At 69.0% G+C, this 11,997-nt stretch carries 8 protein-coding genes; 4 read left to right on the top strand and 4 right to left on the bottom strand.

Going from position 1 to position 11,997, the window contains the following annotated elements; translation table 11 throughout:
• Positions 1-95 precede the first annotated feature (95 nt).
• Positions 96-473 carry a DUF4190 domain-containing protein gene (locus ACGFK0_RS12825; protein WP_392903798.1) on the top strand — a complete coding sequence of 126 codons (378 nt, stop codon included), beginning with the start codon at positions 96-98 and terminating at the stop codon, positions 471-473.
• A 206-nt stretch (positions 474-679) separates the two neighbouring features.
• Entirely contained in the window at positions 680-1,630 is a 951-nt protein-coding gene (locus ACGFK0_RS12820) for a MerR family transcriptional regulator (protein ID WP_392903796.1), read from the top strand.
• Between the two features lie 35 nt (positions 1,631-1,665).
• Here the strand turns inward: ACGFK0_RS12820 and ACGFK0_RS12815 are convergent, their stop codons facing one another.
• The 4 genes from ACGFK0_RS12815 to ACGFK0_RS12800 all read right to left on the bottom strand — a co-directional run bounded on the left by ACGFK0_RS12815 (position 1,666) and on the right by ACGFK0_RS12800 (position 9,946).
• A complete protein-coding gene (locus tag ACGFK0_RS12815) occupies positions 1,666-3,132 on the bottom strand; it encodes a glycosyltransferase family 87 protein (RefSeq protein ID WP_392903794.1) in 1,467 nt (488 codons plus the stop codon).
• 207 nt (positions 3,133-3,339) lie between these two features.
• On the bottom strand, positions 3,340-5,877 hold the full coding sequence (locus ACGFK0_RS12810; protein ID WP_392903792.1) for a transglycosylase domain-containing protein: 2,538 nt from the start codon (positions 5,875-5,877) through the stop codon (positions 3,340-3,342).
• 286 nt (positions 5,878-6,163) lie between these two features.
• Positions 6,164-8,746 carry a transglycosylase domain-containing protein gene (locus ACGFK0_RS12805; RefSeq protein ID WP_392903790.1) on the bottom strand — a complete coding sequence of 861 codons (2,583 nt, stop codon included), beginning with the start codon at positions 8,744-8,746 and terminating at the stop codon, positions 6,164-6,166.
• Between the two features lie 942 nt (positions 8,747-9,688).
• Complete coding sequence (locus tag ACGFK0_RS12800) at positions 9,689-9,946, bottom strand: DUF5318 family protein (RefSeq protein ID WP_392903788.1); 258 nt, start codon at positions 9,944-9,946, stop codon at positions 9,689-9,691.
• A gap of 101 nt (positions 9,947-10,047) precedes the next feature.
• Here ACGFK0_RS12800 and ACGFK0_RS12795 point away from each other — a divergent pair, with 101 nt between their 5' ends.
• Positions 10,048-10,695, top strand: coding sequence for a helix-turn-helix transcriptional regulator (locus ACGFK0_RS12795; protein WP_392903786.1), 648 nt, complete (start codon positions 10,048-10,050; stop codon positions 10,693-10,695).
• Between the two features lie 63 nt (positions 10,696-10,758).
• Complete coding sequence (locus ACGFK0_RS12790; RefSeq protein WP_392903783.1) at positions 10,759-11,838, top strand: inositol-3-phosphate synthase; 1,080 nt, start codon at positions 10,759-10,761, stop codon at positions 11,836-11,838.
• Positions 11,839-11,997 lie beyond the last annotated feature (159 nt).

Genomic DNA, 11,997 nt, shown 5'->3' with positions numbered 1-11,997 from the left:
AACCGAAGGTCGCGTCACACTGGCATAATCCGGAACCCAGCCTCAGCGCACGCGCGTACTCTCGGCGGCGGGCGCGCGAACCGATCGGGAAGCACATGGCATACGACCCCTACGGCTACGGCTCTCAGGACCCCTACGGCCAGTCCTACTCCCAGCAGCCGCCCGCCGTGCAGCACCACTACTACGGGCCCTCGGCCCCCGTCGCCCCGCCGACGAACGGGATGGCCACCGCGTCGATGGTGTGCGGGCTCATCGGTTTCTTCGCCTGCGGACTGACGTCCATCCTCGCGATCATCTTCGGGCATGTGGCACAGAGCCAGATGAAGCGGACGGGTGAGGGCGGCCACGGAATGGCCGTTACCGGCCTCATCCTCGGCTACCTCATCTCGGCGGGCTGGATCGTCTTCTGGTTCCTCTACATCCTCGGCCTGGCGATGTTCGCCGCCGAGACGGGCAGCACGAGCACCTACTGACGTCCGGTCAGGCAGGGCGGGGGACGCCTGCGGCTTGATTCCAGACTCGGATTCACACCGACGCTCGACATCAGGACGGTCACGGGGGTGAAGGTGTCCCGCCACACCTTCACCGACTCGTCCAGAAACTCACGGGGCGTGCCAGTTCCCCTCGTCCAGCGACTCCTCGGGGACGAGCGCTTGAGTCTCCAGTGACTGGAGGCCTCATGGTGGACGGCATGGAAGGCGACACCCGGTACACGATCGGTGAGCTGGCGCGGCGCACCGGGCTTTCGGTGCGCACGATCCGGTTCTACTCCGACGCGGGCGTGGTGCCGGCGACATCCCGTACCGCCGCCGGCTACCGGCTGTACGACATGGACGCCGTCGCACGCCTCGACCTGGTGCGGACGCTGCGCGACCTCGGCGTAGATCTCGGGACGGTCCAGCGGGTGCTGGACCGCGAGATCGGCGTCGGAGAGGTCGCGGCGGCGCACGCCGAGGCGCTGGACGTGCAGATCCGCACGCTCCGGCTGCGCCGCGCCGTGCTGCGGGCCGTCGCCGAACGAGCATCCAGTCCCGAGGAGATGGAACTCATGCACAAGCTCGCACGCCTCTCCGACGAAGAGCGGCGGCGCATCATCACCGACTTCATCGACGAGTCGTTCGCCGGACTCGACGTCGACCCCGGCTTCGAGGCCAAGATGCGGTCCGCGCTGCCGGAACTGCCCGACGACCCCGAGCCCGAGCAGGTCGACGCGTGGGTGGAGCTGGCCGAGCTGGTCGGCGACCCCGGATTCCGGGCGTCGGTACGGCGGATGGCCGAGGCCCAGGCCGCCGAGATCGAACAGGGCGCGTACCCGGAGGACCCGGCGCAGCTCGGCCGGCTCACGGGGGAGAAGATCGCGGCGGCGATCGAGAACGGGATCGAGCCGGGCTCGGACGCGGCCCGCCCCATCGTCGACGAGCTCGCCACCGCCTACGCGCGGGCTTACGGCGCCACGGACGGCACCGAGTTCAGGCGTGAGCTGCTGAGGCGGACGGAACTCGGCACCGACCCGCGCGCGGAGCGGTACTGGCAGCTGCTCGCCGTCATCAACGGATGGCCTGTGTGGCCGGCGATGACCCCGTCGTTCGAATGGTTCATCGAGGCCCTGCGCAGCCAGGACGCCGAATAGGGCGAAGGCTTCTTCCTGGGTGACGCTGCGCCCGGTCAGGACGGCACTGGGACGCCGGCGTGGTGGCGGCCACGCCAGCGTCCCAGTGAGATCACGTCCTTCGCGCCGTCGAGCACGCCGCCCGCGGGGTCGTCGACTCCGTCGGACCGCACGACGTCGCTGGACGGGCGCAGCACGTCCCACACCACCAGAGCCGCCAGCGCCAGAACGGTCACGAACCGCGCGAGCAGGGCCAGGTGGTACACGTCCTGGCTGATACCGCCCTCCGGCGCGCCCAAACCCAACACCGCCGACACCGTGTCCGGAAGGTTCGCGCCGGGCGTCTGGGCGGAGACCGACAGCAGGAACCACCAGATGCCGAAGAAGTAGATGATCTCCCCGACCTGCCAGGCCACGAACGCGGGCAGCTTCGGGCGCGCCAGGACGACGAGGGGCAGCAGCCACAGCACATACTGCGGTGACCAGACCTTGTTCGGCAGCATGAACGCGACCAGCACGAGGAACATCAGCTGCGGCAGACGCGGCCGGCGCGGCGCGGCGAGGGCGAGAACGGCGATGCCCGCCGCGAGGACGAGGAACGTGCCCGTCCCGAGGAGGTTGAGCAGCTCCGTATCGGACGCCGGCCCGTCCAGCCCGTGGTCCCCCAGGTAGAAGAAGATCGAACCCCAGTCGACGCCGCGGCCCTGGCTGAAGGTGTAGAACTCCTTCCACCCGTCCCACGCGAAGACCATCACCGGCAGGTTGACCAGCAGCCAGGTGGCGGCGGTGCCGGCGAGCACCCGTCCCATGGCGCGCCACTGCCCGGCGCGCAGACACAGCAGGACCAGCGGGCCGAGGAACAGCAGCGGGTAGAACTTCGCCGCGATCGCCAGGCCGAGCATCGCGCCCGCGAGCGCCGGGCGCCGCGCCGACCAGGCGGCGAGGGCCAGCGCGGACAGCGCCACGGCGAGCAGATCCCAGTTGATGTACGCGGTGAGCAGCAGCGCGGGGGACAGCGCCACCATCAGCCCGGCGCGCAGCGAACGCCGACCCGCCACGTACGCGGTCGCGAGCACGGCCACGACGGCGAGGACGGCGAGGAGCAGAGCGGTGACGTTGTAGAACGCCATCCCGCGGGCGTCCACACCGAACGGCTGGACCAGCCATGCGACCAGCTGCATGAAGGCGCCGCTCAGGACCGGGTACTCCACGTAATGGATGTCGGACCCGGCGAACGAGTCGAAGTACGGGAGCTTGCCGTCGCTCAGCCCACGCACGTAGTAGAGCGGATAGATGTCGGTGTAGCAGGCGTTCGTCGTCGTCTTGATGAAGTCGAAGTTCGTCGACGCGCACGGCCGTTTCTGCAGCCAGCCGAGCAGGCACACCAGGGCGGTGAGGCCCGTCAGCACCGGCACCGACCGCATCAACCGGTCCCGGCGGCGGGACGGCGGACCATCCGCCTCGTCGCTGTCGGTGTCGGTGTCGGCGGCGGACATCGCGAGCCTCTCAGAAGACGACGACATGAACAGAAAGACTATTGGTCATGGCACCCACCTCGGTCCGGACGCTCCGAAACAGACGCTCATGAACAGGGGCTCATAGAACGGAGAGTCGTGGGACGAATGCTCAGCACCGACGCCTTATCAAAACGGAACGGCCCGGAGCCGCTGCGGGCTCCGGACCATTTCACTTCGGCGGGGACGCCGGGACGGTCGTCCCCGCCGCGGCGGCTACTGTTGGGTGCCGCTGTTCGGGTCGTCGGCCGGACGGCAGGCGGGATCGTCCCGGTGCTGGGGTTGCGCGCACCACCAGTCCTTGTCACCTTCGGGCGGCAGGTTGGGATCGCAGCCGACCGGCATGCCGATCCGGTTGCAGGGCTCCCCCTGCCCGGGCGGAGGCGTCGGTGAGAACGTCGGACCCGGCGAGCTCGTCTGGCAGCCCGGCGCCGGGGTCGGCTGGCCCGGCCGGCAGTCCGGCGTGGTCGACGGGGACGGCGTCGTCGACGGGCTGGGCTCCGGCCTCGCCTTCGCCCACGGGGCGATCTCGCCACCGTAGACCGCCGGGGGGAACTGCTTGATCTCCTTGCCCTCGAGCGCCTTCAGCATGAACGTCTTGAACAGGTCGGCGGGGACCGTACCACCGTAGACCTGGCTGTAGTTGCCCACGCCGATCAGCGACTTGCGGTTCCCGTTCTTGTCCTGGCGCCACATCGCCGACGCCGTCGCGAGTTCCGGTGTGTAGCCGACGAACCAGGCCGACTTGTTCTCGTCCGTCGTACCGGTCTTGCCGGCGACCGGGCGGGTGCCGAGGCTCGCGCGCTTACCGGTACCGGACGTGACGACCGCCTGCATCGCCGACGTGGCGTCCCGCGCGACGCCCTGGGAGAACGCCTTCACCGGCGTCTCCCAGGGAAGCTTCTCCAGGAGTTCGCCTTCCTCGTTCGTGATGGGGTTGCCCTGGTTGTCGGTGATCTTGGCGATCACGTGGGACTGGCGGTGCTGCCCATCCGCGGCGAACGTCGAGTAGACCGAGGCCATGGTGACGGGTGTCGTGTCGATGACGCCCAGCGGCAGCGACGTGTAGCTGGGGTTGAGGTTCTCGGTGTCCTTGGGGATGCCCATCTTCTTGGCCATCTCCACGACATTGGACAACTGGACCTTCTGCCCGAGCTCGACGTACGCCGTGTTGATGGACATCGCCGTCATCTGCTTGAGCGTGTAGACGCCGTTCTCCGCCCGGTTGTCGTTGGTGAACGTCGCGCCGTTGATCGTCCGCTTGTAGCTGCCGTCCATCGTCGTCTTCAGGCTGATGCCCTGATCGAGGGCGGTGGCGAGGACGATCGGCTTGAACGACGAACCGGGCTGCACATTTCCCTGGAAGGAGTTGTCGAACTGCTGCTTGCGGAAGTCGGGGCCACCGTAGGCGGCCACCACCGCTCCCGTCTTCGGCTCGACCGCCGCCAGCCCGAAGTGGATCTCCTTGCCGAGGCCGTTCTCCTTCTTGATCTGCTTGACGGCCTTGTTGGTGTAGTCCTGCAGATCCTTGTTGAACGTGGTCTTGATCTTCAGGCCGCCGGTCTCCAGCATCTGGTCGTTGATGCCGAGCGCCTTCAGCTCCGCGATCACCCGCGCCTCCAGATAGCCGGCGTTCGGGTCGTCCGGGACGTCGCTCCAGTTCTGCTGCGTCTGCGGGAACTTCGCCGCCGCGCGCTTGCCCGAGTCGAGCCAGCCCTCCTCGACCATCCCGTCGAGGACGTAGTTCCAGCGGTCGATCAGCGCCTGCTTGCGCGGGTTGGACGCCGGGCCGTAGGTCGCGAAGTATCCGGGGCGCTGGATCATCGCCGCCAGCACCGCCGCTTCCGACTCGTTGATCTTGGTGACGGGCTTGTGGAAGTAGGCCCGGGACGCCGCCTGGATGCCGTACGACCGGCGCCCGAAGGGAACGGTGTTGAGGTACAGCTCGAGGATCTTCTCCTTCTTCATCTCCTTGCCGAGGCGGACGGAGATGAGGATTTCCTTGAGCTTGCGGCTGACCGTCCGCTCCTGGCTGAGGCCCGCGTAGTAGTTGCGGGCCATCTGCTGGGTGATCGTCGAGGCGCCCGCGATCTCTCCGCCGCTCAGGGCCCGGTACGCCGCGCCCGCGATGCCGGTCGGCGAGATGCCCGGCTCGGTCCAGAAGCCCCGGTCCTCTGCGGCGAGGATCGCGTTCTGCACGTGCTTGGGGACCTTCTCGAGCGGGATGTTCTCGCGGTGCGTGCCGATCCGGGCGAGCGGCGAGCCGTCCGCGTACGTGATCACCGATTCCTGGCGGATCGCGTCCTGCTGCTTCTCCGTCGGGATCGGGGTGTTGGCGTACGCGACGATGACGAGCGTCGCCATCCCGAGGATCATCACGCTGACGACGGCGACCATGATCTTCCAGGACGGGATGTACCGCCGCCAGCCGGTCTTCGCGTCCGGATCGTCCGACCGCTTGCCGCGGCCTTCTTCGTCCCAGAAGCCGCCGCCACCGGAACCACCGGAGCCGCCCGAACCACCACGTCCACCGGGGCCACCAGGACCACCGGGACCGCCTGGGGCACCCGGCCCGGGTGGACGGCCGCCCGGGCCCGAACGCATGGCCGACGGCGCGGCACGGCGCCGGCCGCCGCCGGAGCCGCCCACCCTCGCGGGCCCGCCGCCCCGCCCACCCGGCCTGCCGCCGGGACGTGGGCCCTTGCCGGGCGCGGGCGAGCCGGACGGCCCGCCGCGCGGCGCACCGGCGGGCATGCCCGAACCGCCGGGGCGGGGGGCGCCCCTGCGGCCGGGGCCATCTCCGTGTTCCGGTCCGTATCGGCTTCGGTTACTCACGCGACCTCATCAACTGGGATACGGCTGTGCGTCGTCAGAGGGTACTGCGCACCCGGAGCCGCGGGGGCCGAGGGAGCGATGCTCCCCGTCCCGCGCCCGTCCGGACGCACTCGATCATGCCCGCTGGCGTGCGGCAATCCGCGAACATGCTTCATGTCACACCACCGCCTCCATAGGACGGTTCGCACGCGACGGCCCCCCGGGTTCATTCCGGCGGCCTTGACAGCGGCAACAGCGGCGCGATGCTCGCCGCGTTGGGTTCCGTGGCGCGGCCACCCCGCGGGCGGCAGGCGCGGTCACCCTGGTGAAGCTGGCACCACCACCGGGGCGGCGGGTTGCTCGGCGGCTTGCTCGGGTCGCAGTCGTCGTTCGGGATCGGCGACTGGCACGGCGGCTTCCTGCCCCGGTCGCCGCCGTCACCGTCGCCCTGGCAGCGCGGGTCGAACCGGCCGATCGGGTTGTCGCACCACGGCGGCCTGTCGTCCTTCTTCTTCTTCGGCGGCCTCGCCCACTTCTGCACGATTCCGCCCCACGCCGGCGGCGGGAACGCCTCGACCTCGATGCCCTGCATCGCATTCGCCATGTAGGACCGCCAGATGCGGGCGGGGATCGTACCGCCCTCCACCGTGCCGATCCCGGGAAGGACCACCGACTTCTTCTTCCCGTCCGGCCCCGTGTCGTCGTTGTAGATCGTCACGGCGGTGGAGATCTGCGGGGTGTACCCGACGAACCACGTCGCGACGTTCCGGTCGGTGGTACCGGTCTTGCCGGCCACCGGACGGTTCGGCAGCGCCGCCGCCGTCGCGGTACCGCCCTTGACGACCTGCTGCATCGCGTACGTGGCGTCCGCGGCGACGGGCGCCTGGAAGACCCGGCGCTTCTCGTACTTCGGCTTCAGCCGGACCGTCTTGTTGTCGGACTCCTTCACCTGGCGGATCACGTGCGGCTCGTGGTACACGCCGCCGTTGGCGAACACCGCGTAGCCCGCCGCCTGCTCGATCGGCCGGATGTTGTTGACGCCCAGCGCGAGGTTCAGGCAGCAGTCGTGCGGCTCCAGCAGGTACTTCTCGATCCCGGCATCGGTCTCGGTCTTGATCACCTCTTCGATGCCGACCTTGCCCATCAGCTGGATGAACGCCGTGTTCACCGAGTCCTTCGTCGCCGTGATCATGTTGATCGGCGTGCCCACGTCATGGCTGTTCGGGACGATCACCGCGTTCGGGGCGTCCTTCGACACCACGCTGCCGTCCGGGCCGATCGGCGTCTTCGACCGTCCCTCAAGCGTGCTCTTCAGGCTGTAGTTCTGCTTCAGCGCAGTCGCGAGCACGTACGGCTTCATCGCCGACCCGCCCTGCGCCGATCCCTGCCAGACGTTGTTGAAGGACTGGTCGAGATAGTCGGGGCCGCCGTAGAACGCGACGACCTCGCCGTTCGCGGCGTTCACCGACACCAGCCCGACGCGGATCTTCTTCTTCGCGAGTTTCTTCGGGTTCACCTGCGGAACGGTCTTCTCGGCCGCCTTCTTGGCCATCGCCATCCGCTTGCGGTCGAACGTCGTGTAGACCCGCAGGCCCTTGGTCGTCAGCTCCTTCTCGTCGATCCCCATCCGGCGGAGCTCTTCCTTGGCGCGCATCAGCATGTACCCGCGCTGGCCGCCGAACAGCTGGTCGCTGGTACCCGCCTTCCGGACGTCGGGCAGCCCCTGCTTGAGGTACTTGTCGGCGTCGGCCTGGCTGAGCTTGCCCATCGAGACCATGCCCTTGAGCGTGTACTCGTACCTCGCGTTCGCCCACGCCGCGTTCGCCTTGGCACCCGGATCCCGGTTGGGGTTCTGGATGATGCCGCCGAGGAGGGCGGCCTGGTCGGGGTTGAGCTTCCACACGTCCGTCCCGAAGTACTCCCGGGACGCGGCCTGGATGCCGTAGGTGTTGCGGCCGAAGTAGATGGTGTTCAGGTACAGCTTGAGGATCTCGTCCTTGCTGTGCTTGTCCTCCAGCTTCAGCGAGATGAACAGCTCCTTGAACTTCCGGCTCATCGTCCGGTTGTTCGGGTCGGAGTAGTAGTTCTTCGCCAGCTGCTGCGTGATCGTGGACCCGCCGCCCGACCCGCCGGTCAGGTTGTCCCACACCGCCCGCGTGGTGCCCTTGACCGAGAACCCGGGGTCGGTGCGGAAGCTGCGGTTCTCCGCCGCCAGCACCGCCTCCTGGACGTGCGGCGGGATCTTGTCCAGCTCGACGCTCTGCCGCTTCTTGCCGATCCGGCCGATCTCCTGGCCGTTGGTGTAGTAGAAGATCGACGCCTGGTCCTCGACACCCGCGACCGTGGGTTCCTCGGGCGTCGGCGTGTTCGCGTACGCGACCCAGATCAGGGTGATGAACGCCGCGAACCCCAGCCCGCAGACACCGGCCACGACCTTCCATGACGGGAGGTACCGCCGCCAGCCCGACTCCCGCGACCGCAGGTGATCGATGAAGCCGGTCTTCTTCTGCCCGGGGCCACCGGGCACACCGGGTCCACCGGGCACACCGGGCCGTCCGGGACCACCAGGCCGTCCGGGACCGCCCGGCCCGCCGGGGCCTCCGGGTCCTGCGGGGCCGCCGGGTCCCGCAGGGCGGTTCGCCCCACCCGACCGGTTGGCCGCGCGGACGCCGCCGCCACGGAACTTCGCGGTGACCTTGGAGCCGAGATCCTGGCCGGCCTTCCCGAGCTCGCCGAGCTTCCCCTTGACACCGGGCTTGCCGGCGACCCCGAACCCGGCCGCACCCGCGGCACCCGGGACGCCGCCCATCCCCGGCCCACCGGGACCACCGCCAGGACCACCGGGACCGCCCGGCACGCTCCCCATGGTGTGCCTACCGGGCGGCCTTGGAGCACCTGCCCCACCGGCTCCACTCGGAATCCCGGGACCACCGGGACCGCCCGCTGCCCCTGGACCACGCCCGATTCCGGGACCGTTGAAACCACCTGGGCTCCCCGGACCGGCGGAACCACCCACACCACCAGGGCCACCAGGGCCGCCGGGGCCGCTCGGCGTTCCGCCCATGCCGGAGCCGCTCAAAGCGCCCTGGCCGCCGGGTGCACCTGGGCCGCCAAAGGCACCTGGGGCGCTCGGCGTACCCGGTCCACCGCTCATCCCGGAACCGCCGGGACCGCCATGGCCGCCGGGCTGATTCGGCGCGGCGGGAAGGTGGGGGCCGCCCGGGGCGCCGCGAAGGCCGGAGTCCGCGGGGATGGCGGGGCCGGGGGCCGTCGGCGGGGCACCGGAGCCGGCGCCGGGGCCGCTCAAGGGGCCGGGGGCCCCCGGCCCGCCGGGGACGGCGTGGCCGCCCATGAAGCCCGGGCTTTGAAGGTTGTCCGGCGGTCCGGCCGGTGTCACCTGCGCGCCGGCATCGCCCGGCACGCCGGGGAAGCCCGCGGCGGACTCGCGGTGGACTCCCGGATGGCCGGGGTCGTCAGAGTCGCCGGGACGGGGGACCTGCTGCCCGCCCGGCCTCTGCGACCCGGGTTCCGGTCGGGGCTGGCTTGGATTACTCACGCGACCTCATCAACAGGGGACAGCTGATCGATGCCGAGGGCAGGGGATCGCTCCCCAGCGTTGCCACGACTCGTGTGCCGTCCGAAGGGTACTGTGCGGGCTGGTGAGCGGGGGGAGCATGTGCACGTCGAAGCTACCTCCTGGCTGGTCACGCCCCCGCCGGACGTTGCGGTCGGCGGGATCCTCCTTGTTCGTCTACCGCTCGGGGCCTTGCTCCCCGTGGCCGAGGACGTACGACATCGCCAGATGATTCCAAGCGCAACTTTGACACACTTCCACCACATACACCCTGAATTCGCCGTATTCGCGGTCCATCTCTGCCAGCTCGGCGGCGTCCTTCACGCGCCCCGCGTAGCGTCCCGACTCATCCCCGTATACGTAGGTGACGTGGGTCAAGGGTTCATGACGGCAGACGGAGCAGGGCCCGCCCGGCGGGCCGGGACAGGTCGCCACTTGCCAGGACGGGCCGGTCTACGTATCGTGTCGATGTATCGAGCCGATACATTAGCTCGATACATCGGATCGAGACATCGGCTCTGCTGAGGAGTGACCGGATGGCGGCCAGGAAGGGCGCGGGCGTACTTGAGCTCGCCGTGCTCGGCCTGCTGCACGAGTATCCGATGCACGGCTACGAACTGCGCAAGCGGCTCAACGCCCTGCTCGGCATGTTCCGCGCGTTCTCCTACGGCTCCCTCTATCCGTGCCTCAAGCAGCTCCTGGCCAGCGGGCTGATCATGGAGGACCGGCCGGAGGAACCGAACACGGCGCTGGCGTTGCAGAGCCGCCGGTCGAAGATCGTTTACAAGCTCACCGCCGATGGCAAGGAACGCCTCCAGGAACTGCTGACCGAGGCCGGTCCGGCGTCGTGGGAGGACGAGGGGTTCGGCGTGCACTTCGCCTTCTTCTCGCACACCCGCGCCGACGTCCGGCTGCGGATCCTCGAAGGCCGGCGCAGCCGGCTCGAGGAGCGCCTGGAGGGTTTCCGGGCGGCCCTGGCGCGCACTCGCGAAAGGGTCGACTCCTACACCCTGGAGCTGCAGAACCACGGGCTGGAGTCCGTCGAACGCGAGGTCAGATGGCTCAACGAGCTCATCGGCCGAGAGCGGGCCGAGCAGGCCGAGCAGGAACAGCAAGCCAAGCAGGAACAGCAAACCAGGTCTTCAGAAACCACACAGGACATGCCTCGGGAGAACGACCGCTGAGCGGTGGCACCGGGGTCGGGTGAAGAAACACCACATGTTCCACAAGAGAGAAGGAGCAACAGGATGGGTTCGGTGCGCGTAGCCATCGTTGGTGTGGGCAACTGCGCCTCTTCGCTCGTCCAGGGTGTCGAGTTCTATAAGGACGCGGCCCCCGAGACGCGAGTCCCCGGCCTGATGCACGTCCAGTTCGGCGAGTACCACGTGGGTGACGTCGAGTTCGTCGCGGCATTCGACGTGGATGCCAAGAAGGTCGGGATGGACCTGTCCGAGGCCATCCACGCGAGCGAGAACAACACGATCAAGTTCGCCGACGTCCCGCCGACCGGCGTGACCGTCCAGCGCGGCCCGACCTACGACGGTCTCGGCGAGTACTACCTGGACATGGTCGAGGAGTCGGACGCGAAGCCGGTCGACGTGGTGCAGGCGCTGAAGGACGCCGAGGTGGACGTCCTGGTGTCGTATCTGCCGGTGGGGTCGGAGGACGCCGACCGCTTCTACGCCCAGTGCGCGATCGACGCCAAGGTCGCGTTCGTGAACGCGCTGCCGGTGTTCATCGCCACCGACCCCGAGTGGGCCCAGAAGTTCACCGACGCGGGCGTCCCGATCGTCGGTGACGACATCAAGTCGCAGGTCGGCGCGACCATCACGCACCGCGTGATGGCCCGGCTGTTCGAGGACCGCGGCGTTGAGCTGCTGCGCACCTACCAGCTCAACTTCGGCGGCAACATGGACTTCATGAACATGCTGGAGCGCAAGCGCCTCCAGTCCAAGAAGATCTCTAAGACGCAGTCGGTGACCTCGCAGATCCCGCACGAGATGGCGAAGGCGGACGTGCACATCGGCCCGTCCGACCACGTGCCGTGGCTGGACGACCGCAAGTGGGCCTACGTCCGGCTGGAGGGCAGGTCGTTCGGTGACACGCCCCTCAACCTGGAGTACAAGCTGGAGGTCTGGGACTCCCCGAACTCCGCCGGCGTGATCATCGACGCGGTGCGCGCCGCGAAGATCGCGAAGGACCGCGGCATCGGCGGCCCGATCCTGTCGGCGTCCTCCTACTTCATGAAGTCGCCGCCGGAGCAGTACACCGACGACCAGGCGCACGAGGCCGTGGAGAGCTTCATCCGCGGCGACGTCGACCGCTGAGCCGTCGACTGAGCGCCAGCGAAGGAGCGGCTCTGCCCGGGGGGTCTGGGGGGTCGTCCCCCCAGCGGCGGCTCGACCGCTGAGAGTCTGATCACAAACTCCCGGGGACGCCCTGGCAGTGGACATTCCACTGTCAGGGCGTCCTTACTTTTGTAGAGA

This window comes from Spirillospora sp. NPDC048823 (assembly GCF_043198445.1).
In the GTDB taxonomy this organism is placed as follows: domain Bacteria; phylum Actinomycetota; class Actinomycetes; order Streptosporangiales; family Streptosporangiaceae; genus Spirillospora.
The sequence above is the reverse complement of the archived record's forward strand: the minus strand, read 5'-3'. Positions and strand labels throughout refer to the sequence as shown.